This is a genomic window from Amycolatopsis sp. NPDC026612 (assembly GCF_040638285.1).
Lineage (GTDB): Bacteria > Actinomycetota > Actinomycetes > Mycobacteriales > Pseudonocardiaceae > Amycolatopsis.
The window spans coordinates 292,459-314,443 of the sequence record NZ_JBEZYB010000001.1 but is presented as its reverse complement, the minus strand read 5'-3'; the positions used below and the strand labels follow the sequence as shown (position 1 = coordinate 314,443).

20 protein-coding genes are annotated in these 21,985 nt (G+C 68.9%); 10 read left to right on the top strand and 10 right to left on the bottom strand.

Translation table 11 applies throughout. The annotated features are described in order from the left end of the window. Positions 1 to 29: 29 nt before the first annotated feature. From AB0F15_RS01720 to ddaH, 5 genes are all read right to left on the bottom strand, one after another. Positions 30 to 1,211: a glycosyltransferase family 4 protein gene (locus tag AB0F15_RS01720; RefSeq protein WP_360263566.1), complete on the bottom strand. Its 1,182-nt coding sequence runs from the start codon at positions 1,209 to 1,211 to the stop codon at positions 30 to 32. Then, positions 1,201 to 2,517: a nucleotide sugar dehydrogenase gene (locus tag AB0F15_RS01715; RefSeq protein WP_360263563.1), complete on the bottom strand. Its 1,317-nt coding sequence runs from the start codon at positions 2,515 to 2,517 to the stop codon at positions 1,201 to 1,203. Before AB0F15_RS01715 ends, AB0F15_RS01720 begins: the two co-directional genes overlap by 11 nt. Before the next feature lie 209 nt (positions 2,518 to 2,726). After that, the gene (locus AB0F15_RS01710) at positions 2,727 to 3,434 is read right to left on the bottom strand and encodes a glycoside hydrolase family 75 protein (protein WP_360263561.1); all 708 of its coding nucleotides are present in this window, start codon (positions 3,432 to 3,434) and stop codon (positions 2,727 to 2,729) included. A 322-nt stretch (positions 3,435 to 3,756) separates the two neighbouring features. Then, positions 3,757 to 4,413, bottom strand: a complete 657-nt coding sequence (locus AB0F15_RS01705) for a polysaccharide deacetylase family protein (protein ID WP_360263558.1) — start codon at positions 4,411 to 4,413, stop codon at positions 3,757 to 3,759. Between the two features lie 81 nt (positions 4,414 to 4,494). Continuing rightward, complete coding sequence (gene ddaH / locus AB0F15_RS01700) at positions 4,495 to 5,340, bottom strand: dimethylargininase (RefSeq protein WP_360263555.1); 846 nt, start codon at positions 5,338 to 5,340, stop codon at positions 4,495 to 4,497. A gap of 73 nt (positions 5,341 to 5,413) precedes the next feature. On the opposite strand from ddaH, the gene AB0F15_RS01695 reads away from it, so the two are divergent. The 5 genes from AB0F15_RS01695 to AB0F15_RS01675 all read left to right on the top strand — a co-directional run bounded on the left by AB0F15_RS01695 (position 5,414) and on the right by AB0F15_RS01675 (position 10,350). Next, complete coding sequence (locus AB0F15_RS01695) at positions 5,414 to 5,860, top strand: Lrp/AsnC family transcriptional regulator (protein WP_360263552.1); 447 nt, start codon at positions 5,414 to 5,416, stop codon at positions 5,858 to 5,860. A 44-nt stretch (positions 5,861 to 5,904) separates the two neighbouring features. Beyond that, positions 5,905 to 6,669 carry an enoyl-CoA hydratase gene (locus AB0F15_RS01690; protein ID WP_360263549.1) on the top strand — a complete coding sequence of 255 codons (765 nt, stop codon included), beginning with the start codon at positions 5,905 to 5,907 and terminating at the stop codon, positions 6,667 to 6,669. A gap of 258 nt (positions 6,670 to 6,927) precedes the next feature. Beyond that, on the top strand, positions 6,928 to 8,862 hold the full coding sequence (locus tag AB0F15_RS01685) for a 2-oxoacid:acceptor oxidoreductase subunit alpha (protein ID WP_360263546.1): 1,935 nt from the start codon (positions 6,928 to 6,930) through the stop codon (positions 8,860 to 8,862). Next, complete coding sequence (locus AB0F15_RS01680; protein ID WP_360263543.1) at positions 8,849 to 9,913, top strand: 2-oxoacid:ferredoxin oxidoreductase subunit beta; 1,065 nt, start codon at positions 8,849 to 8,851, stop codon at positions 9,911 to 9,913. The genes AB0F15_RS01685 and AB0F15_RS01680 overlap by 14 nt, the downstream gene beginning before the upstream one ends. Positions 9,914 to 10,008: 95 nt before the next feature. Next, positions 10,009 to 10,350: a VOC family protein gene (locus tag AB0F15_RS01675; RefSeq protein WP_360263540.1), complete on the top strand. Its 342-nt coding sequence runs from the start codon at positions 10,009 to 10,011 to the stop codon at positions 10,348 to 10,350. 3 nt (positions 10,351 to 10,353) lie between these two features. On the opposite strand, the gene AB0F15_RS01670 is transcribed toward AB0F15_RS01675, so the two are convergent. Both AB0F15_RS01670 and AB0F15_RS01665 read right to left on the bottom strand, forming a co-directional pair. Continuing rightward, positions 10,354 to 11,601 (bottom strand): hypothetical protein, encoded by a 1,248-nt coding sequence (locus AB0F15_RS01670; protein ID WP_360263537.1) that lies wholly within the window; start codon positions 11,599 to 11,601, stop codon positions 10,354 to 10,356. Positions 11,602 to 11,623: 22 nt separating this feature from the next. Beyond that, positions 11,624 to 12,676: a polyprenyl synthetase family protein gene (locus AB0F15_RS01665; protein WP_360263851.1), complete on the bottom strand. Its 1,053-nt coding sequence runs from the start codon at positions 12,674 to 12,676 to the stop codon at positions 11,624 to 11,626. 274 nt (positions 12,677 to 12,950) lie between these two features. On the opposite strand from AB0F15_RS01665, the gene AB0F15_RS01660 reads away from it, so the two are divergent. From AB0F15_RS01660 to AB0F15_RS01640, 5 genes are all read left to right on the top strand, one after another. Next, positions 12,951 to 13,604 carry a hypothetical protein gene (locus tag AB0F15_RS01660; protein WP_360263848.1) on the top strand — a complete coding sequence of 218 codons (654 nt, stop codon included), beginning with the start codon at positions 12,951 to 12,953 and terminating at the stop codon, positions 13,602 to 13,604. Positions 13,605 to 13,787: 183 nt separating this feature from the next. Beyond that, the gene (locus tag AB0F15_RS01655; protein WP_360263534.1) at positions 13,788 to 14,198 is read left to right on the top strand and encodes a hypothetical protein; all 411 of its coding nucleotides are present in this window, start codon (positions 13,788 to 13,790) and stop codon (positions 14,196 to 14,198) included. 32 nt (positions 14,199 to 14,230) lie between these two features. Then, a complete protein-coding gene (locus AB0F15_RS01650; RefSeq protein WP_360263845.1) occupies positions 14,231 to 14,821 on the top strand; it encodes a DUF3558 domain-containing protein in 591 nt (196 codons plus the stop codon). Between the two features lie 4 nt (positions 14,822 to 14,825). Next, a complete protein-coding gene (locus tag AB0F15_RS01645; RefSeq protein WP_360263531.1) occupies positions 14,826 to 16,160 on the top strand; it encodes a PPE domain-containing protein in 1,335 nt (444 codons plus the stop codon). 29 nt (positions 16,161 to 16,189) lie between these two features. Beyond that, positions 16,190 to 16,870, top strand: a complete 681-nt coding sequence (locus AB0F15_RS01640) for an ESX secretion-associated protein EspG (RefSeq protein ID WP_360263528.1) — start codon at positions 16,190 to 16,192, stop codon at positions 16,868 to 16,870. Between the two features lie 46 nt (positions 16,871 to 16,916). On the opposite strand, the gene nuoN is transcribed toward AB0F15_RS01640, so the two are convergent. Genes nuoN through nuoL form a run of 3 tightly spaced genes read right to left on the bottom strand, consistent with a single transcriptional unit; the run spans position 16,917 to position 21,981 of the window. Next, entirely contained in the window at positions 16,917 to 18,488 is a 1,572-nt protein-coding gene (gene nuoN / locus AB0F15_RS01635) for an NADH-quinone oxidoreductase subunit NuoN (protein WP_360263525.1), read from the bottom strand. Positions 18,489 to 18,490: 2 nt separating this feature from the next. Next, on the bottom strand, positions 18,491 to 20,080 hold the full coding sequence (locus tag AB0F15_RS01630; protein ID WP_360263522.1) for an NADH-quinone oxidoreductase subunit M: 1,590 nt from the start codon (positions 20,078 to 20,080) through the stop codon (positions 18,491 to 18,493). After that, positions 20,080 to 21,981 carry an NADH-quinone oxidoreductase subunit L gene (gene nuoL, locus AB0F15_RS01625; protein WP_360263520.1) on the bottom strand — a complete coding sequence of 634 codons (1,902 nt, stop codon included), beginning with the start codon at positions 21,979 to 21,981 and terminating at the stop codon, positions 20,080 to 20,082. The genes AB0F15_RS01630 and nuoL overlap by 1 nt, the downstream gene beginning before the upstream one ends. Positions 21,982 to 21,985: the final 4 nt, after the last annotated feature.

Sequence of the window (21,985 nt, the reverse complement as noted above, 5' to 3'; positions counted from 1 at the left end):
CGTCCGGTGGGTTCTTGACCAGAAGGCGATCAGGACTTCACAGCGTGCTCATACGCGGCGAGCAGGTTCCTCGCCGAGTTCTCCCAGGACAGCGGACCCGCCACCCTGGCCTGGCCGAGCTTGCCCATGCGGATCCGCTCTTCGGGGTCGTCGAGCAGCCGGGACACCAGCGCCGCGAACTCCGTCTCGTCGTTCGCCGGGGCGTAGACCGCCGCGTCCCCGGCGGAAACCCGCGCCTCCCGCAGCTCGAACGAGACGATCGGCTTGCTCATCGCCATGTACTCCATGACCTTGTTCATCGTGGAGACGTCGTTGAGCGGGTTCAGCGGGTCCGGCGACAGGCAGACGTCGGCGGTGGACAGGTACCGGACGAGATCCTCGTCGGAGATCCGGCCGGTGAACTCGACCTGGTTGGCCAGCCCGAGCTTCGCCGACAGCGCGACCATGTCGTCGAACGCGTCGCCCGAGCCGACGAAGACCGCGTGCCAGTCGGTGCGGCCCACCTCGTCACGCAGGTTCGCGAGCGCACGCAGCGCGTAGTCGACGCCGTCCTGCGGGCCCATCACGCCGAGGTAGGCGAGCAGGTACGGCTTGCCCTTCTTCAGCTCGGGCTCGGCCGGCACCTCGTGGAACCGCTCGACGACCGGCGCGCTGCGCACCACGAAGACGTCTTCGGGCCGCTTGCCGCCGCGGATCCGGGCGACCTGCTGGTAGCTCTCGTTCGTCGAAATGACGACGTCGGCGGCGCGGTAGGTGGCGCGTTCGAGGGCGCACACCCCGCGGTAGAGGAGGTCCTGCCCGCGGTCGAACCGTGAGAGGTACAGCTCCGGGCACAGGTCGTGCTGGTCGAAGATGAACTTCGCGCCCTGGCGCTTCAGGTACTTGGCGACCAGGTACAGCAGGTCCGGCGGGTTGCAGGCGTGCACGACGTCGACCGGCCCGACCTTCCGCGCCAGCCGGAGCGTGTGCCACAGCGCGCTGCCGTACTCCTGCAGGTAGCCGGCGGGACCGCCGGTCGCCGCCTTGAGGGGGTAGCGGTGGATGTGGACGCCGTCGACGACGGCTTCGGCCTCGGTGTCGCGTTTCGTGCCCTGTGGGCAGATGACGTGGACTTCCCACCCGGCGTCACGCAGGGTCGTGGACTCCTGCCAGACCCGGCGGTCGAAGGGAACGGAGAGGTTTTCGACGAGGATGAGCGCTTTACCAGGCAAGGCCGGCGTATCCCTCTTCAAGGCGACGCGTTGCGGCGTCGGGCAGGCGGACGAGGTCGACGAGCATCCGGTCGCCGCCGTGCGGCAGAGCCGCCAGCACGTCCGGGTCCTTGGTGCCGACGAGCAGGACTTCGGCGTGGTCCATGACTTCTTCGACGGACCCGGCCAACAGCTGCCCGAGGTGCGGCAGCCTGCTCTCGATGTACTCGCGGTTGGCACCCATCAGCCGCGAGAGGCTGACGTTCGCGTCGTAGATCTTCAGGTCGTAGCCCTTGCCGAGCAGCTTCTCGGCCAGCTCGACCAGCGGGGACTCGCGCAGGTCGTCGGTGCCCGGCTTGAACGACAGCCCGAACAGCCCGACCTTGCGCTTGCCGGTGCGCGCGACCAGGTCGAACGCCCGCTGCAGGTGTTCGTCGTTCGACGCCAGCACGTGCGACAGGATCGGCACGCTGACGTCGGCCCGGTGGGCGGCGTAGACGAGCCCGCGCAGGTCCTTCGGCAGGCACGAGCCGCCGAAGGCGAACCCGGGCTTGAGGTAGGCGGGGCTGATGTTGAGCTTGGTGTCGGCGAGGAAGACGTCGATCACCTGGTGCGAGTCGAGGCCCAGCGCGCGGCAGATCGAACCGAGCTCGTTCGCGAAGCCGATTTTCAGGCCGTGGAAGGAGTTGTCGGCGTACTTCGTCATTTCCGCGACCGGGATCGGCACCCGGAAAACGGGCCCGGGCAGGCCTTCGTACAACGCCGCGACGGCGTCACCGCTGGCTTCGTCGATTTCGCCGATCACCGTCTTCGGCGGGTCGAAGAAGTCGCGGACACTGGTGCCCTCGCGCAGGAATTCGGGGTTCACCGCGACGCCGAAGTCGACGCCGGCCGTGCGGCCGGAGGCCTTCTCCAGGATCGGGACCAGCAGGTCGAGGCAGGTGCCGGGCAGCATCGTGCTGCGGAAGACGACGGTGTGCCGCTCGCTCTTCTTCGCGAGCGCTTCGCCGATTTCCTCGGCCACGCGCTCGAGGTAGACCGTCGACAGGCTGCCGTTCGGCGCCGACGGCGTCCCCACGCAGACCAGCGAGATCTCACTGTCGGCGACGGCTTCGGCGACGTCGGTGGTGGCTCTCAGTGCCCCGCTCGCGACGACTTCGGCGGTCAGCTCGCCGATCCGCTCCTCGACCACCGGGGCGTTGCCCTGGGTGACGAGGTCGATCTTCACCGGGTTGACGTCCACGCCGACCACCCGGTGCCCTTGTCCCGCCAGGCACGCGGCGGAGACACAGCCGACATAACCGAGCCCGAAGACACTGATCTTCACGCCAAAACCTCCGCTATTCCGCGCAACCCTCCCGTTGGTCGGCGGGCACCCCAGGATCGTTACCGCCGGGGTGGCGAACGGGGGAAGACGTGATACTGCGGTGAGGTGCAAGGGTTTCGGGTGAGAATTGCGTCTCGATCCGGCAGGCGGCCCGGCGGCGGACCGTGGACAAGGACCACGATTCGCCGCCGGGCCGTAAATCGGTGGCGTCAGTTGTTGTTCACGAAGGTGGCGGCGAGGCTCTGCCCCTTGGTCACCGCGTTGGCGTGGTTCTCGATCGGGGAGACGGTCGAGCTCTTGAAGCAGATGTACGTGACGCCGGAGTCGGTGCCGCCGTTCGACGGGTCCGGGTTGATGCCGAGGTCCTTGGCCGTCGCGTAGGAGGCTTCGCCGATGATCTGCGTCGGCCCGGTGTCGCCGATGACCGCGTACTCGACCTTGCCGTTGTAGATCACGGCGCAGGAGCCGCCGCCCTTCAGGCCGGACGAGGAGTACTTCCAGATGCTGCTGGAGCTCGGCACGACGATGTAGGGCAGCTTCGCGGCGTTGAGCGGCTTGCCGTCGGACTGGTGGAACGCCGTGTCGGCCTGGAAGCAGCAGTCGGTGTCTTCGTTGCACTGCGTGGTGCGCTGACCGTCGCAGTCGATGTCCATGTCGGCTTTCCAGAAGACCGCACCATTGGCATCGCAGACGGCGACCGTTTTGCCCGAGACGTCTTCGTCGGTTTTGTACTTGCCGTTCGAGATCTGCTGACAGCTGGTGGTCTTCGCGAGCAGCTGGGCGGCGGTGGGGGCGGCATCCACGGTGGCCGGCGCCGCGTTCTGGGCCGATGACGGGGCCGGCGAAGCCGACGCGAGGGCCGACGGCATCACGGCCGCGGCCAGCGCCAGCGTCGCGAGCAGGATCAGTTTCCGCATTCCTGGTGCTCCCTTTAGTTAGGAAACTTTCCTTACGGCGGCGAGGCACCAGGATGCACCCCGGGCGGAGGCGGGTTCAAGACCTGCGGGTCCGGGAATTTCCCATCAGGTGGCCGGATTTGACGAAAAGGCTGCTCATCGCTCCGGGAGGCGGGAGAGGCGGGGTGGCCGGTGTCCCGATCGCCGGGACGCGACCGGTTCGGCGAGCCGCCCGCCGGGTGGCGCGGCGCACCGCCGACCGGGGCAGCGCCTCGGACAGCCGGTGCCACCACCCAGCCCACCCGACCCCAGCGACCCGCCACCTACCGAGCCGCCGCGGCGCCTACCGAGCCGCGCGGCGAAACAGCCGGTTCGCCCAGCTCGCCGCCCGCCGGGAGCCGGCGAGGACGCCGTCGAGCCAGTCGCCGTCGAGGTCGTGGGGGAGCTCGGTGCGGGCCTGCAGCCAGCCGTCGCGGTGGGCTGCGCCGCCGTCGCTCGTGTAGACGCGGGTGGCTCCCGCCTGCCGCAGCCGGGCGAGCACGCGCCGGTCGTAAGCGCCGAACGGCAGCGAGTAGCGCCGCACCGGGCGGCCGCACAGGTCGCCGAGCAGCTTCGGTGCGTCCTTCAGCTCGCGGTCGGCGTGACGGTCGTCGAGCCGACGCCAGTCGCGCGGCTCCCAGCCGCGCGAGCCGATCTCCATTCCGGCGCGCGCGAGTTCGCGCAGCCCGTCGCGGTCGAGGCAGCCGCGCTGGCCGAGGCGGCCCGCCAGCGGGAAGAACTCCGCCGTCAACCCGCGGTCGGCCAGCCGGGGCAGCACGATGCCGACGTCGGAGTCGTTGCCGTCGTCGAAGGTGAGGCGGATGTCTTCGCGGTCCGCCGCGACGTCGAGCACGCGCTCGAACTGGTCGACGGTCAACCAGCTCTCGTCCTCGCCGGGGTCGAGCTGGCGCGCCGGCCGCCCGACCCCGTGCACCACGAGAATCACCGTCACCACTCCCACCGCCTGCCACCCCACGTAGTCGATTTGTTACTTAGATTAATCGCCGTGGCAAACGGGTGAGTTACACGTTTTTGCCGTTATTTATCCTTTGCGGATTTCCAGCGTGCAGCACTTCGGGCCGCCGCCGGCTTTCCGCAGCTCGGAGACGTCGACGTAGACCGGCTCGTACCCGCGCGCCGCGACAAGTTCACCCAATCGGGTGGCCTCGACGGGGAGAACGACGTTGCGGCCGTCGGACACGCCGTTGAGGCCGAAGCACTCCGCGTCTTCCTTCGTGGCGAGCACCGCCTCCGGGAACATCCGCTCCAGCACGCGGCGCGAGCCCGCCGAGAACGCGTCCGGGTAGTAGACGATCTGCGCGCGCGTCGTGTCCGTCGCCTCGGCGAGCACGAACAGCGCCGTGTCGAGGTGGTAGTAGCGCGGGTCGACCAGCTGCAGCGAGACGACGGGGACGCCGAGGACCTCCTGCGCCTCGGCGTGCGCGGCCGGGTCGGTGCGGAAGCCGGTGCCGGCGAGCAGCACGGCGCCGGTCCAGGCGAAGTCGCCCTCGGCCTCGTTGATCTTCTCCGGCATGGTGATGTCGCGGTAGCCGTGCTCGACGAACCAGCGGCGGAAGTGCTCGGCCTCCGCGGTGCGCTGCGGCGCGCGGAACCGCGAGCCGAGCACGCGGCCGTCGACGACGGTGCCGGAGTTGGCGGCGAAGACCATGTCGGGCAGGCCCGGCTGGGGCTCGATCTCCTCGACGGTGTGGCCGAGGCGGCGGTAGGTGTCCCGCAGCTCGGTCCACTGCGCCACCGCGACGTCGGCGCTGACCGGCTGGGTCGGGTCCATCCAGGGGTTGATCACGTAATCCACCGCGAAGAAGCGCGGCGGGCACATCAGGTATCGGCGGGTGGTCGGTACGCGGGTGGCCAGTGATCCCTGCATGATTGCAGGGTAGGTGCACCTAATATCGCAATCAATCGCTGTTCGCTGCGCGTATCTGTGCTAAATGTTGCGTGTGAACACCATCGACCAGCGAATCGTTTCGTGTCTCGTGGCGAACGCCCGCTCAAGCTACGCGGAGATCGGCAAGGTCGTCGGTCTCTCCGCGCCGGCGGTCAAGCGACGGGTCGACCGGCTGCTGGAAACGGGCATCCTGCGGGGCTTCACGGCGGTGGTCGACCCGGAGGCGCTGGGCTGGGGCACGGAGGCGTTCGTCGAGGTCACGTGCCAGGGCAACATCACCCCGGCCCGCATCCGCGCGCGGCTGGAGCCCCTGCCGGAGGTGGTGGCGGCGTACACGGTGTCCGGCGCGGCGGACGCGATCGTGCACCTGCGGGCCGCGGACATCCACCACCTGGAGACGGCGCTGGAGCGGCTGCGCGGGCTCGAGATCGTGGACCGGACGGTGTCCACGGTGGTGCTTTCGCGGCTGCTCGAACGGCCACCCAGTCCGGAGCAGTGAGGTCCGGCAGTACCGGCGGTACCGGACCGTGCCACCCTGGCCGCATGACCGACAGCATCGTCAGCGAGCACTCGGGCGGCGTCGCCGTGCTGACCGTCGACGCTCCCGGCAGCCGGAACGCGCTGACCCTCGACCTCTCCGCCCAGCTCGCGGCGGCGGTCGAAGCAGCGGAACAGGACGAGTCCGTGCACGCCGTCGTCGTCACCGGCACACCGCCCGGCTTCTGCGCCGGCGCCGACCTGTCCACGCTCGCCGAGGCCGACGAGCCGGGTCTGCGGGCCATCTACGAGGGCTTCCTCGCCGTGGCCCGGTGCGCGCTGCCGACGATCGCGGCGGTCGGCGGGGCGGCCGTCGGCGCCGGGCTCAACCTCGCCCTCGCCGCGGACGTCCGGCTGGCCGGGCCGCGGGCGAAGTTCGTCGCCCGGTTCCTCGAACTCGGGCTGCACCCCGGCGGCGGGATGACCTGGATGGCGCAGCGGCTGGTCGGCCCGCAGCAAGCCGCCGCGATGACGTTGTTCGGGCAGCCCCTGGACGCCGAGGCGGCGGTGCGCGCCGGACTGGCGCTGCGGCTGGTCGACGGCGGTCATGAAGAATTGCTGACGGCGGCGCGTGAGCTGGCGCACACCGCCGTCGCCGCGCCGCGGAAAGCACTGCTCGCCACGAAGCGCAGTCTTCGGACGACGGCCGCGCTGACCAGGCACGAAGACGCCGTCGATGCGGAGATCCGGCCGCAGCTGGCTTCGCTGGCGTCACCGGAGTTCGCCGAACGGCTTTCCCTGATGCGGTCCCGGATCCGTTCTCGCCCGTGACGCGACCGGCGCGCTCTACCCTCCGGGAGACACGCATCACAACGCAGCGCAGCGCCTGCCCGTTACCATCAGTTACAGGTATCTGGCGGACCTGCGAGGAGACAGTGAAGAGCATCGATGAGGTCGCCCAACAGCCGGGACACTACCAACATCGGTGTTGAGGGCGAGCTAACCTCGGGAGTAGACCTGGTGAACGCAGCCGCGGCACCGGCAGGCCAACGGAAGCCGTACCGTCGGGAGAGAGGGAATCCCTGACCCATGAGCACGAGTGCGAACGGCAACGGCGCTGGTCACGGCTCGCTCGCCGCAACCAGGCCGACCGCGATCAGCAAGCTGGACCGGGTGGTCATCCGGTTCGCGGGCGACTCGGGTGACGGCATGCAGCTGACCGGCGACCGGTTCACGTCCGAGGCCGCCGCGTTCGGCAACGACCTGTCGACGATGCCGAACTTCCCCGCCGAAATCCGGGCGCCACAGGGCACCATCCCCGGCGTCTCCTCCTTCCAGGTGCACTTCGCCGACTACGACATCCTCACCCCCGGCGACCGCCCGGACGTGCTGGTGGCGATGAACCCGGCCGCGCTCAAGGCGAACCTCGCCGACGTGCCGCACGGCGGGACGATCATCCTCAACACCGACGACTTCATCAAGCGCAACCTCACCAAGGTCGGCTACGCGAGCGACCCGCTGGAGGACGACTCGCTCGAGGCGTACCAGGTGCACCGGGTCGCCATGTCGACCCTGACCCAGGGCGCGCTCGCCGACACCGGCCTCGGCAAGAAGGACGCCGAGCGCTGCAAGAACATGTTCGCGCTCGGCCTGCTGTCGTGGATGTACCACCGGCCGACCGAGGGCACCGAGCGGTTCCTGCGCGAGAAGTTCGCGAAGAAGCCGGACATCGCCGAGGCGAACATCCTCGCCTTCCGCGCGGGCTGGAACTACGGCGAGACCACCGAGTCGTTCGCGACGACGTTCCAGGTCGCCCCGGCGAAGCTGAAGCAGGGCACCTACCGGCAGATCACCGGCAACACCGCGCTGGCCTACGGCATCGTGGCCGCCGGGCAGCAGTCGGGCCTGCAGATCCTGCTCGGCACGTACCCGATCACCCCGGCGTCGGACATCCTCCACGAGCTGTCCAAGCACAAGAACTTCGGCATCATCACGTTCCAGGCCGAGGACGAGATCGCCGGCATCGGCGCCGCGCTCGGCGCGTCCTACGGCGGCGCGCTCGGCGTCACCTCGACGTCCGGGCCGGGCGTCGCGCTGAAGTCCGAAGCCGTCGGCCTCGGCGTGATGGTCGAGCTGCCGCTGGTCGTCATCGACGTCCAGCGCGGCGGCCCGTCGACCGGGCTGCCGACCAAGACCGAGCAGGCCGACCTGCTGCAGGCCATGTTCGGCCGCAACGGCGAATCGCCTGTCCCGATCGTCGCGCCACTGTCCCCCGCGGACTGCTTCGACGCGGCCGTCGAGGCGACCCGGATCGCGTTGAAGTACCGCACCCCGGTGCTGCTGCTGTCGGACGGCGCGATCGCCAACGGCTCCGAGCCCTGGCTGGTGCCGGACGTCGGCAGCCTGCCCGACCTGCGGGTCGAGTTCGCGACCGCACCCAACTCCGACAACGACTCCGGCGAGTTCTGGCCGTACGTCCGCGACCCCGAGACCCTCGCCCGCGCCTGGGCGATCCCGGGCACGCCCGGCCTGCAGCACCGCATCGGCGGGCTGGAGAAGGCCGACCGGACCGGCCACATCTCCTACGACCCCGACAACCACGACAAGATGGTCCGGCTGCGGCAGGCGAAGATCGACGGCATCGACGTCCCCGACGTCGTGGTCGACGACCCGAGCGGCGGCAAGGCCCGGGTGCTCGCGCTCGGCTGGGGTTCGTCGTTCGGCCCGATCGGCGCGGCCTGCCGGCGCGTGCGCAAGCTCGGCCTGCCGATCGCGCAGGCGCACCTGCGGCACCTCAACCCGTTCCCGGCCAACCTCGGCGACGTCCTGCGCAGCTACGACAAGGTCGTGGTGCCGGAGATGAACCTGGGCCAGCTGTCGCTGCTCCTGCGCGCGAAGTACCTGGTGGACGTCCACTCGCACACCAAGGTCGCCGGGATGGCGTTCAAGGCCGAAGAGCTGCAGAACCTGTTCTCGGAGATCATCACCAGCATTGCTACGGAGGCGGCAAATGACCGCGATTGATCTGGGGATCCCCAATCTCGGCGGCCTGGACCTTGTGCCCACCACCGAGGAGCCGCAGAAGTCCAAGGACTACAAGTCCGACCAGGAAGTCCGCTGGTGCCCCGGCTGCGGCGACTACGTCGTGCTGAACGCGGTCCAGTCCTTCCTCCCCACGCTGGGGCTCAAGCGCGAGAACATCGTCTTCATCTCGGGCATCGGCTGCTCGTCGCGGTTCCCGTACTACCTGAACACCTACGGCATGCACTCGATCCACGGCCGGGCGCCGTCGATCGCGACCGGGCTGGCCACCACGCGGCCGGACCTGTCGGTGTGGGTCGTCACCGGTGACGGCGACGCACTGTCCATCGGCGGCAACCACCTGATCCACGCGCTGCGGCGCAACGTGAACATCAAGATCCTGCTGTTCAACAACCGGATCTACGGCCTGACCAAGGGCCAGTACTCGCCGACGTCCGGGCAGGGCATGGTCACGAAGTCGACGCCGATGGGTTCGGTGGACACGCCGTTCAACCCGCTGTCGCTGGCGATCGGCGCGGAGGCGTCGTTCGTGGGCCGGGCGATGGACTCCGACCGCAAGGGCCTTACCGAGGTCCTGGAGGCCGCGGCGCAGCACCGCGGGTCGGCGCTGGTCGAGATCTACCAGAACTGCCCGATCTTCAACGACGGCGCGTTCGACGTCCTCAAGGACGCCGACGAGGCCGCGACGCGCCTGATCCCGCTGCGCGCCGGAGAGCCGATCCGCTTCGGCCCGAACCAGGAGTTCGGCGTCAAGCGCGGCGACTGGGGTGGCCTGGACGTCGCCAAGATCGCGGACATCGGCGAAGACGACATCGTGGTGCACGACCCGTCGATCGTGGACACGTCGTACGCGTTCGCGTTGTCGCGCCTGGGCGACCAGAGCCTGAACCACGTCCCGACGGGCATCCTCCGCCAGGTCGAGCGCCCGACGTACGACGACGGCGCCCGCGCCCAGGTCGAGCAGGCCCGCGCGGCCCGCACGCCCGACCTGCAGGCCCTGCTGCGCGGTAAGGACACCTGGACGGTCGCGTAACGCGCTTTCCCCGAAGGCCGTCATGCCCGGTGCATGGCGGCCTTCGGCGTTTCCGGGGTTGCCCCTCTTGGGACACATGTCCTATGGTTTAGGTCATGCGACCTGATTTGCCGTTCGTGTTCTTCGACGTCCGTACCGCCGATGCCGAGGGCAGCAAGCGGTTCTTCACCGAATTGCTGGGCTGGGAGGCGAACGACACCCTGCTGACGACCGGAGGAGCGCCGTGGGGAGGCCTCACCGAACTCGTCCCCGGCGACGACCGGACCCCGCAGTGGCTCCCCTACGCGCCGGTGTCCGATGTGGACGCCGCCACGGCGAAGGCCCTGGAACTGGGCGGAACCCTGGTGCGCGAGCGCACCGACCTGCCGGTCGGCTCGCTGGTGGTGGTCACCGATCCCGGCGGGGCCGCGCTCGTGCTGTTCCAGCCGCGCCGTTGAAGGTCAGCTGAGCGGGCGGAACCCGACACGCTCGGCGTCCTCCGCCGTCCGGAACCAGACCTCGGCGACCATCTTCGGGAACTGCGCCGATTCCTCGGTGCAGTACCGCAAAGCCGTGACGCTGGCCTTCACGGCGAAGGCGTCGCTGGGCGACCCGCCGCCCGGGCGTGGCATCGCCGAACCGGGGCCGAACGGGCCCGGCGGCACGGAGTCGCCCGCCGCCTGCCGCGCGGGAGGCGGTTCCGGCGCCACGACCCCGGCGGCTGCCTGGTTCGGCTGCACCGACGGTTCGAACAGCGAGCCGCTGTGCGCGCCGGACAGGTCGGGCTCGCGGCGCTCGACCGTGCGCATCGACGGCTGGATCGGCTGGGGCGCGTCGAATCCGCCGCGCACCACGCCTCGAGGCTGCCGCTTCGGCAGCACCTGCGTCGCCTCGGCCGGGGTCTCCGGAGGCACGGCCGGCTCTCCGTCGGCGACGTCGCCACCGAAGGCGTACTGCGGCGGCTCGGGCTCGTCCGGCTCGTCGTTGCGTACCGAACCGGGGTGTTCGCCGATGTACCGCGTGCGCTCCACCGGCTCCTCGAACGCCGACCGCTCGCTCGGTGCCTCGCGGTCGAACCAGTCCTCTTCGTCGGACGGCGGCCGGAACAGCGAGCCCGCGGAGTCCGGGTCGGTCTGCTGCTCGAGCCGCGACAGTGCCGGCGAAGCGGGTTCCGCCTCGTCTTCGTCTTCGAACGATTCCCCGGCCGGGACCAGGTACTCGGTCGCGGTGGCGTGGTAGGGGTCTTCCGGCTCCGGCTCGGCTTCCGGCGTCAGGTAGTGGGTGGCCGCGCTGCGGTACGGGTCGTCTTCCGCGGGCTCCGGCTCCGGCGACGGCACCGGCTCGGTCACCGGCTCCGGCGGCCTCCGCGACGGCACCTGGGCGTCCAGCTCGGCGAAGTCCTCGTCGATGTCGTCGTGGACGTCGTCGCGGTGGATCGGCGGCGCGGCGACCAGCGTGCCGGGGTAGGACGTCTCCTGGCGGGACGGCTCCGGGGCGGGTCGCGGCTCCGGCCGCGTGAACACGTCGCTGCCGATCACCGCCGCCGCGTTCGCGGGAGTGCGCGCGGCGTCGGCGTGGGCCTGCGCCAGCGCGCTTTCCAGCCGGCGGACGCTCTTGCGGAGCGGTAGCACGAGCACCAGCCAGGCGAGGACGACGCCGACGAAGAACGCGGCGAGGCTCCACAGCCAGACCTGTCCGAATATGGACATCTTTTCCTGCCCCTGTTCAGGCTTAGCGCGTGCGCGCGACCAGGTAGTCGGCGACCGACTCGCAGGCGTCCCGGGCGGGTGATGCGGGCAGCGCGGTGAGCTCGGCTCGCGCGCGCTGAGCGTAGTCGGAAAGGGTGACGCGTGCTCGATCGAGTCCGCTACTGACCCGCAGCAGCCCCAGCGCTTCCTGCACGAGTGCGTCCTCGGCGATCGGGCCGGACAGCAGCTCCACCAGCCGGGGGTCGGTGCCCGGGTCGGCCAGCGCGTACAGCATCGGCAGCGTCCGGACGCCTTCGCGCAGGTCGGTGCCCTGCGCCTTGCCGAGCTCGTCGGACGGCGAGGCGATGTCGATGATGTCGTCGGAGATCTGGAACGCGGTGCCGACGATGTCGCCGAACCGGCGCAGCGCCTCGATGTGCTCCTCGGCGGCGCCGGACATCATGCCGCCGAACCGGCCGGACGTGGCGATCAGCGAGCCGGTCTTCTGGGCGATGACGGTGAGGTAGTGCGCGACGGCGTCGTCACCCGGGCCGGGGCCGACGGTCTCGCGCATCTGGCCGGTGACCAGCTCGCCGAAGGTCTCGGCGATGATCCGCGCGGCGTCCGTGCCGAGGTCGGCGACCAGGCGCGAAGCGTGGGCGAAGAGGAAGTCGCCGGTGAGGATGGCGATGGTGTTGTCCCAGCGGGCGTTGACGCTCTCGGCGCCGCGCCGCATGGTGGCCTCGTCCATGACGTCGTCGTGGTAGAGCGTGGCCAGGTGCACCAGCTCGACCGCGGCGGCGGCGATCACCACGTGGTCGTCCTGCTTCGGGCCGAACTGCGCGGAGAGCAGCGTGAACAGTGGACGGAAGCGTTTGCCCCCGGCCTCGACCAGGTGCAACGCGGCGTCGTTGACGGCCTGGACGTCGCTGCGGACTACCTCGCGCAGCAGCTTTTCGACCTCGGTCAGGCCGACGGCGATCGAGCGCAGCAGGGATTCGTCGGCGATCTGCAGGCCGACCGACGCCCGCAGGTCGTCGAGGGCGCCGCCCGGCGCAGCGGGGAGGGATCCCGCCCCGGGGGCTGGGGAAGGCACAGACACGTCGGCTCCGCTTCTACTCGTGCACCGGTCGGGTTGCCCCTTGAGCGTAGTGGCTACGCGGCGCGGTCGTTTACCCGCTGTCCTGCGGAAACGGTGACGAACATGACACCGCGGCGGGTTCCCGGCCACCGCCACCCACCGGGTGGTTCTTGATCCACGAAGGGGTGATCGGAGATTCCGGGCGCAACGGACGTCTCCGGCGGGCGGATATTCAAGCGTGGAAGAGCCGCCGACCACGGCGGCTCCGGGCGGCGAGGAGGACAGCGACATGCGCAGCACCATGGCGAGGCGGGCCGGGCTCGCGGGAACGCTGGCGGTGGCCGCATTGGCCGTGACAGCGCCGGCGCAGGCGGCCACGCAACCGGGCGTGGCCCACATCGGCTCGGCCGAGTTCACGAAAGCGGGAACGACGATCAAGGTCCCGACACAGGGTCACTGTTCCCTCGACGGCCCGACGAGCGCAACGGCCCAGCCGATCTCGAAGCCGGGCATCACGTTCGGCGGCGGCAGTTCGTCCTGCACGACAACGGTGACGGACCCGAACACGGACGCGACGTCGACGAAGTCCACCGCGACGGGCAAGAACTTCGAGTTGTCGGCCCTCGTGACCGCGGGCGGCCCGCGCGTCAAGCTGGGGAGTTTCACGGTGACGTGCGAGGCGACCCAGACGCAGACGAGCGCGAACTGGACGTATGGCGGCCTGTCGGGGATCCCGAACCCGCCGTCCCCGGTGCCGGTGGGATACGTGTCCCCGATCAAGAAGGCCAACGGAACGGTGCTGGCGAACGCGGTGTTCAACACCCAGAACCTCCCCGGCGACGGCAGCATCGGCTTGACGATGCTGCGCATCGACTTCCTCCCGGCATCGGGCATCAGCGGCCAGGTGACATTGGGCCACACAAGCTGTTCCCCCACCCCCTAGACGTCACGGGGGCCGCGGCCCGGGACACCGCCGAGAGGACGGCCGCGGCCCTCGTGACCTGCTGTTCCGGCTGATCTTGCGAAGTGGGGAACCCTGGTAGGGTGCGAGGCGTCGGATACGCAGAGTGCTCGGGGTGGAGCACACTGCAAGCTAGGGGAGAGCTGATGACGACGGTGACGAGCGATGCCTGAGAGCCGGCCACCGACGTACGACCCGACCACTCAGCGGGCGCCGTTGCCGCCGGTTGAGCCGGGGGCGGGGTCGTATGGCGGTGGGGGTGGTGGCGGGTTCGAGTATGACGTCGAGACGTTGCGTCAACTGATGCACGAGTGGAACGACCTGGCGAATGAGTTCGCAGACGATCTGAGCAGGGCACGCGCGATAGCCACCGCCGAGGGCCCTGGCCTCGAATACGCCAGCGGCGGCAACGCCGAACTGATTCGCCAGTCGGGCACAGCGCTCATCTCCACACTTGAGGAGCGTGAGTCCTATTGTCGCGCCATGGCTGCCAAATTTCAGACAGCACTGGGCAAATATGCCGCCGCCGAAGACGCCCACTCGACGGAGATCAACCAGTCCGGAGGCAGTCTGTGAAGCGTCCTTTGCTGCTCGGATTGAGTGCGACGATGCTACTCGTCGCCGCGTGCACCACCACTCAGAACGGCACAGCTACGCCTTCGCCGATGAGCTCGATCACCTCCAAGACCGGCGATCCGGCCTCGCAACTTCCCGGCGCAGGCGTACCTGCCGTACCGAGTCCAATCGACACTACTCAGTTCCAGCAAAAGCCCTGCACGACGCTCACGGACACACAGATCGCCAAACTGCTCGGTTCGGATGTGGAGCCGAAGGAAAATCCGACCGACGAGGCCGGACCCTCCTGCTTCTGGCACCCGAGAGCGGTCACTCAGGCCGCGGTCTCGGTCATCTACGTCACCAAGAACCGGCGTGGCTTGACCGCGATCTATCAGCAACAAGGGACCACTTTCCCCTTGTTCATTCCCATGGAGCCGGTCGACGGCTACCCGACCGTCGCCTACGGACAGGCCGACCTGCGGACCACCAATGGCAAGTGCGCGATCGCCCTGGGAACCAGCAATCAAGACATCATCGACGTGTCGGTAGCCCTTTCTGAGGGAAACATCGGCAAAAAGGATCCCTGTGCCGCAGCCCACGAGGTGACGGCGACCGTCTTGAACAACCTCCAGGCCAGGTGAAAAAATGGTTACCGAAGGACCACTTACCGCCACTCAAATCTACGAGCAGATCACGAGCGGGAAAGGCACCCCGTCACTGGAGGCCGCACAAGTAGGCGCCAGCCAGTTGACCAGCAGGATGGTCGAGCGAGCCCAGCGGATCAACGCCCTCCGGGCCAAGACCATGTCCGGCTGGCGCGGCGACGCCGGGGATTCCGCCGCCGATGCCACGCGGCCTCTGGTGCAAGCTGCTGCTGATGATGCTGTTCATCTCAAGAATGCCCAGACTGCCGTTGGGGCTCAGATGGATGCCTTTGGTACTGCCAAGAACTCCGTCAAGCCCGTTCCTCCGGAGCCGCCCGAACTGGGGACGGATGATGTGCTCAACGTGCTCACCGGCAAGGGGTGGGACTCCTACAACACCAAAGTCGCCGGGTGGCAGGCTGACAGCCAGGCCAACATCGATGCCTTCGGTGCCTATCACTCCGCCAGCACCGCCAACGGTGGGCAGATGCCCGCCCAGTACGCGCAGCTCGCCGACTCCGGGGCGCCGGTCTCCCTGAGCGAAACCGCGGACACCAGAAGCACCACGAACACCGACGCCGGATGGACGCGGAACCCACGGCAGCCCCGGCTTACCGCGCAAGATCGACAGACCGGACGGGACCAGGTCGCGAAACAGGAGACGCGCAACGTCACCGATCAGACCCGGGACCCGCTCACGAACCGGCCTCAGACACCGAGCCAGTTCCAGAACCAGGGCCGGCTACCGGGGAGCACCGACAACACCGGCAACACCCACGCCAACAGCTACGTCCCCAAGCCCGTCGTGCCGCCCGCCGCTCAGGGTGGGTATGAGTTCGGGCCTACCGGGCAGCCCGTCCGCAACCTGACCGGCACCGGGACGAACTGGCCAGGCATCGGCGGCTTCGGACCCGGAACCGGCACCGAGTACCGACCCGGAACGGTAACCGGAACTGGGACCGGCACCGGGGCAGGAACCGGGACTGGTACCGGCACCGGGATAGGGACCGGGACAGGAACCGGGCGCAACACCGGCATCGGCCCGGGTGGCAGGTCTGACCAACCCGGCGTGCGCGGCCCCGGGAACGGCACCGGTGCACGGCTCCCCGAGGAACGCTTCCCCGGCGCCAACTCGGCCCGCGGCTCCGCCGGCCCCCGCGGCGCCAACGGCACGCCCATGGGCGCCCCGATGAACGGGCGTGGCGGCAAAGAAGAAGACCGCGAAAAGAAAAGGGCAGCCTACCTGCGGAATCCCGATCCCGACGAAACCTTCGGCGGATTCATCGAGAAACCGATGCCGCCGGTCATCGGTGAGAACCGGGCCAAGAAACAGTAAAGCGCCACACAACGGGGAGGAAGAACAAAGTGGTGCTCCACGCCGTCTTCTCACTGAACACCCTGCTCACCGCCATGCGCAACGTCGGCTGCGGTGATCCGCATGCCGTCTTCGCGAAAGGGCTTCGCTACATCCCGCCGTCCGCTAGACACCGGGTCAATCGGGAAGCCTTCGAAGAACTCAGCCCGTACGGCTTCATCCAGGGTGACGGCTTCACGCCGGAGTTCGAAGAGATCCTGCACCTCATCGATCGCCCGGCTCAGGAATTCTTCGCCCACGCCCGGGACACCGCCGGGCAAATCGGCGTACTCATCGCGAAAAGAAACCGTACCGCTGTCAGCGTCGTCTGCCGGGGGAACCACGTCGAACTCGCGGGCCTCTCACCCGACACCCACCCCGCCGATGCCCTCGTGGCGCACCTGCCCGAATACCGGCCAGCGGCTCTCAAGCCCTTCTCACTGCCGCAGGAAGACTTCCGGCAAGGACCGGAAAGTGACGTCTTCGACGACGCTCCCGCCCGCAGCCGGGAAGCGCAGGAACTCGACGCCCTCTTCCAGCAGCCCCACTACGGAGTCGGGCAGCTCCAGACCGACGGCAAAACCGTCAGCTACCTCGACTTCGACGCCGGGCGCGTCGGGTTCGCCCTCGCCGACGGCTACATCAGCGTCCTGCCCGGGGAACCCGGAAAACTGAGCCAAAAACTGAAATAAGGCCGCCACTCCCCCAACCAGAGGAGTGGCGGCCCGAAGAAGAACCTCAGAAAGCGAAACCGCCCGCACCGGCCCACGACAAGGCGAACGCCGGGACCAAACCGAGCACCAGCGTCACCGCCGTGCCGAGGAAGATCGCCGTTCCGGTGCCGAAGCCCGGGACCGATACCGAAGGTCCGTCCGCCGCCGGCTCGGAGAAGTACATCAACACGATCACGCGCAGGTAGAAGAACGCCGCCACCGCGCTGAACACCAGGGCCACCACCACCAGCGGGGCCATGCCGTCCGACAGCGCCGCCGAGAACACCACGAACTTGCCGACGAACCCCGATGTCAACGGGATCCCGGCCAGTGCCAGCAGCAGGAACGTGAACACCCCGGCCAGCAGCGGCGACCGCTTCGCCAGCCCGGCCCACGCCGAGAGGTGCGTCGCCTCGCCCGAGGAGTCGCGGACCAGGCTGATCACGCCGAACGTCGCCAGCGTCGTGAAGCCGTACGCCAGCAGGTAGAACAGCGTGCTCGACAGGCCGTCCTTCGTCATCGCGATCGCCCCCACGAGCAGGAAGCCCGCGTGGGCGATCGACGAGTACGCCACCATGCGCTTGACGTCGGTCTGCGTCAGGCCCAGCACCGCGCCGATCACCATCGAGATGATCGCCACGCCCCAGAGGACGCCGCGCCACTCCCAGCTGGTCGAGGAGAACGCCACCGACAGCACGCGCAGGATCCCGCCGAACGCCGCGACCTTCGTGCACGCCGCCATGAACGCCGTCACCGGCGTCGGCGATCCTTGGTACACGTCCGGGGTCCACGTGTGGAACGGGCCGACCGAGCCCTTGAACAGCAGGCCGACCACCAAGAGACCCAGCCCGGCGAACAGCAGCGTGTCCGAGCGGTCCGAACCGGCCGCCGCGGCCGCGATGGCACCGAGCTTCACGGAGTTCGCGTAGCCGTACAGCAGCGCGAGACCGTACAAGAAGAACGCCGACGAGAACGCACCGAGCAAGAAGTACTTCACCGCCGCTTCCTGCGACAGCAGGCGGCGACGACGGGCCAGGCCGCACATCAGGTACAGCGGCAGCGAAAGCACTTCCAGCGCGATGAACATCGTCAGCAGGTCGTTCGCCGCGCAGAACGCCATCATGCCGCCGAGCGCGAACAGCGTGAGCGGGAAGACCTCGGTCTGCATGACGGTCGCCGTCTGGGCGCGATCCTGGACCGTGCCCGGGCGGATGCCCGCCTGGGCGACCAACGCGCCGCCCGGCTCGACGACGCGGTCGGAGATCAGCAGCACCGCACCGACCGCCAGGGCGAGCAGCGTGCCCCAGAGGAACAGCGCCGGCCGGTCGATCGAGATCGCGCCGCTGAACGTCGTGACGCCGCCCGCGGGTGCGTTGCCCGTGGCGTAGATGATCAGGCTGACGCCCGCCGCGACGATCGCCGCCAGGCTCAGCCCGACCTGGACACCGAACCGCGAGCGCTTCGAAGCGAACGCCTCGACCAGCACGCTGACGCACGCCGCGCCGAAGACGATCAGCACCGGCAGCACGGCCGGGTAGTCGACCGACGGCACCTGGATCGGTGGCTCCGGTGCCTGGGTCAGGAGGATGTCGAGCACGGTTACTTGCCTCCCTGGACCGCGGACAGCGTCTGCTGCACCGTCGGGGTGACTGTGTCGAGCACCGGCTTCGGGTAGAAGCCGAGGACGATGATCAGCACGACCAGCGGCGCGAGAATCGCGATCTCCCGGCCGTTCAGGTCGCGGATCGCCTTCTTGGCGCCCAGCTCCGGCGCGATGGCGGTGGTTACAGCGCCACCCGACTCCACGCTGGCCGGGGTGGGAGGCCCAGCCGGGGCCGGCGACAACACAGCAGCACCGCGGAGGGGACCCTGCATGACGCGCTGGTAGAGCCACAGGACGTACGCCGCGGCCAGGACCATGCCCACCGTGGCGAGGATCGTGTACACCGGCTGGTCCACAAAGGACCCGATGAGCACCAGGAACTCCGAGACGAACGAGTTGGTGCCCGGCAGCGAAAGCGTCGACAGACCGGCGAGCAGGAACAGGCCCGCCAGCAGCGGGGTCACCTTCGCCATGCCGCCGTAGTCGGAGATCTTCGACGACCCGCCGCGCGCGATGACCAGGCCGATCACCACGATCAGCATGCCGGTCGCCAGGCTGTGGTTCAGCATGTACGTCGCCGAGCCGACCATCGCCTGCTCGTTGAACGCGAAGATGCCGAGCGAGATGAAGCCGAAGTGCGCGATGGACACGTAGGCGATGAACCGCTTCATGTCCCGCTGCCCCGCGGCGAGGATCGAGCCGTAGAGGACACCGATCACCGAGAGCACCAGCACCAGCGGGGCCAGGGTCCGGCTCGCGTCCGGGAACATCGGCAGGCAGTAGCGCAGGAACCCGAACGTGCCGACCTTGTCCAGCACGCCGACCAGCAGGACGGCGACGCCGATCGGCGCCTCCCCCGCCGCGTCCGGCAGCCAGGTGTGGAACGGCACCAGCGGCGCCTTGATCGCGAACGCCAGGAAGAACCCGAGGAACAGCCAGATCTGCGTGGACAGCGGCGCGTCGCGGACGACCGTGACGAGCGTGGCCCAGTCGAAGGTGCCGTGCCCGAGCTTGTCCTTCGCGAGCGAGTACGCCCCGATCGCCGACGCCAGCATGATCAGGCCGCCGAGGAACGAGTACAGGAAGAACTTCACCGCCGCGTACTGCCGGTTCGCGCCGCCGTAGCCGCCGATGAGGAAGTACATCGGGATCAGCATGATCTCGAACAGCACGTAGAACAGGAAGACGTCGGTCGCGGCGAACACGCCGATCGTGAGCGCCTCCTGCAGCAGGATCAGCGAGAGGAACCCGCCCGCGCTGCGGCCCGCCGGCAGCTTGTCCAGCGTGCCGAGCCCGCCGACGACGATCGGCACCAGCAGCGCGATCACCGCGATCATGATCAGCGAGATGCCGTCGGTGCCGAACGCGATGTGCACCCCGAAGCTCGGGATCCAGTCGAAGCTCGACGTCATCTGCAGCCGCGCGCCCGAAGGCGAGTAGCTGAGCCAGAACGGGATGATCAGCAGGAACTCGAGGATCGAGAACGCCAGCGCGGCCAGCACCGCGGCGCGGTCGTTCCCCTTGAGGAACGCCAGCACCAGGGAGCCGGCGAGCGGCACCAGGATGAGGATGAGCAACCAGGTCATCAGGAGAACCTCACCAGCAGGAGAGCCGCCAGAAGCAGGAACGTGCCGCCGAGCATCGACAGCGCGTAGGACCGGACGAACCCGGTCTGGAGCCGCCTCAGCCGGCCGGAGCCGCCGCCGAGGGAGGCGGCCAGACCGTTGACCGCGCCGTCGACGCCGCGGTTGTCGACGAACACCAGCGCCCGCGAGAGCCAGGTGCCCGGACGGGCGATCAGCGTCTCGTTGAGCGTGTTGCCGTACAGGTCCTTGCGTGCCGCCCGGGTGACGAACGAGACCCGCTGGGGCTGCTCGACGGGGACGTCACGGCGGAAGATCAGGTACGCGATCAGCACGCCCAGCACCGAGAAGGCGATGGCGGCCGCGGAGATGACACCAGCGTTCAGCGGCGAGTGGTGCGCTTCCTCCAGCTTGCCGACCGAGGGGGTCAGCCACTCGGAGAAGCGATCACCGAGGGCGAAGAACGCGCCGGCGCCGACCGAACCGACCGCCAGCACCGCCATCGGGATCCACATGATCGCCTTGGACTCGTGCGGGTGGAAGTCGTGCCCGTCGGCGCTCTTGAGGTCCTTCCAGCGCTCCTTGCCGAAGAACGTCATCATCATCAGGCGGGTCATGTAGAAGGCGGTGAGCCCGGCGCCGAGCAGCGCCGCGCCGCCCATCACCCAGCCACGCCAGCCGCCCTGGCCGAACGCCGCTTCGATGATCGCGTCCTTGGTGAAGAAGCCCGACAGCGGCGGGATGCCGATCAGGGCCAGGTAGCCGAGGCCGAAGGTGATGAAGGTGATCGGCATGTGCTTGCGCAGGCCGCCGAACTTCCGCATGTCGACCTCGTCGTTCATGCCGTGCATGACCGACCCGGCCCCGAGGAACAGACCGGCCTTGAAGAAGCCGTGCGCGACCAGGTGCATGATGCCCAGCGCGTACGCGATCGGCCCGAGGCCGACGGCCAGCATCATGTAGCCGATCTGGCTGACCGTGGAGTACGCGAGGACCTTCTTGATGTCGTCGTACGCGCAGCCGATGATGCACCCGAGCAGCAGGGTCACCGTGCCGACCAGCGTGACGATCAGCCTGCCGTCCTCGGTGGCGTTGAAGATGTCCTTCGAGCGGGCCACCAGGTAGACACCCGCGGTCACCATCGTCGCCGCGTGGATCAGGGCCGACACCGGGGTCGGGCCTTCCATCGCGTCCGGGAGCCACGCCTGCAGCGGGAACTGGCCGGACTTACCGCAGGCACCCAGCAGGAGCAGGATCGCCATCGCGGTGATCGCGCCCGGCGAGAACTTGCCGTCGGCGACCGCCTGGAAGACCTGCGCGTAGCCGGTCGAGCCCGCGTACTTGAACATGATGAAGATCGCCAGCGCGAGCCCGACGTCGCCGACGCGGTTCATCAGGAACGCCTTCTTCGCCGCGGTCGCGGCGGACGGGCGGCCCTGGTACCAGCCGATGAGCAGGTAGGACGCGAGACCCACGCCTTCCCAGCCGAGGTACAGCGTCACGAAGCTGTTGCCCAGCACCAGGATCAGCATCGAGGCGACGAAGAGGTTCAGGTACGCGAAGAAGCGGTACCGGCCCTCGTCGTCGGCCATGTAGCCGATCGAGTAGTAGTGGATCAGCATGCCGACGCCGGTGATGAGCAGCACGAACGTCAGCGACAGTGCGTCGATCCGCAGCCCGAAGTCCACCTGCAGCTGGCCGACCGGGATCCACGAGTAGACCTTGGTGTCGGTCGTGGTGCCCGTGTCGGCGGTGAAGAACAGGATCAGCCCGTAGACGAAGGCGAGGGTGACGGTGGCACAGCCGAGCAGATGCCCCCAGGCCTTGGCCCGCTTACCCGCCAGCAGCAGGATCAGCGCGCCGAGACCGGGGAGGGCCACCAGCAGCCACGATGATGCGGTCACTCGG

What these genes read in the sequence shown, in the direction of transcription:
- AB0F15_RS01710 (WP_360263561.1), bottom strand. Translation starts at nt 3,434, where the DNA reads ATGCGGAAACTGATCCTGCTCGCGACGCTGGCGCTGGCCGCGGCCGTG.
- ddaH (WP_360263555.1), bottom strand. Translation starts at nt 5,340, where the DNA reads ATGCAGGGATCACTGGCCACCCGCGTACCGACCACCCGCCGATACCTG.
- AB0F15_RS01690 (WP_360263549.1), top strand. Translation starts at nt 5,905, where the DNA reads ATGACCGACAGCATCGTCAGCGAGCACTCGGGCGGCGTCGCCGTGCTG.
- AB0F15_RS01685 (WP_360263546.1), top strand. Translation starts at nt 6,928, where the DNA reads ATGAGCACGAGTGCGAACGGCAACGGCGCTGGTCACGGCTCGCTCGCC.
- AB0F15_RS01680 (WP_360263543.1), top strand. Translation starts at nt 8,849, where the DNA reads ATGACCGCGATTGATCTGGGGATCCCCAATCTCGGCGGCCTGGACCTT.
- AB0F15_RS01675 (WP_360263540.1), top strand. Translation starts at nt 10,009, where the DNA reads ATGCGACCTGATTTGCCGTTCGTGTTCTTCGACGTCCGTACCGCCGAT.
- AB0F15_RS01670 (WP_360263537.1), bottom strand. Translation starts at nt 11,601, where the DNA reads ATGTCCATATTCGGACAGGTCTGGCTGTGGAGCCTCGCCGCGTTCTTC.
- AB0F15_RS01660 (WP_360263848.1), top strand. Translation starts at nt 12,951, where the DNA reads ATGCGCAGCACCATGGCGAGGCGGGCCGGGCTCGCGGGAACGCTGGCG.
- AB0F15_RS01655 (WP_360263534.1), top strand. Translation starts at nt 13,788, where the DNA reads ATGCCTGAGAGCCGGCCACCGACGTACGACCCGACCACTCAGCGGGCG.
- AB0F15_RS01650 (WP_360263845.1), top strand. Translation starts at nt 14,231, where the DNA reads ATGCTACTCGTCGCCGCGTGCACCACCACTCAGAACGGCACAGCTACG.
- AB0F15_RS01645 (WP_360263531.1), top strand. Translation starts at nt 14,826, where the DNA reads ATGGTTACCGAAGGACCACTTACCGCCACTCAAATCTACGAGCAGATC.
- AB0F15_RS01630 (WP_360263522.1), bottom strand. Translation starts at nt 20,080, where the DNA reads ATGACCTGGTTGCTCATCCTCATCCTGGTGCCGCTCGCCGGCTCCCTG.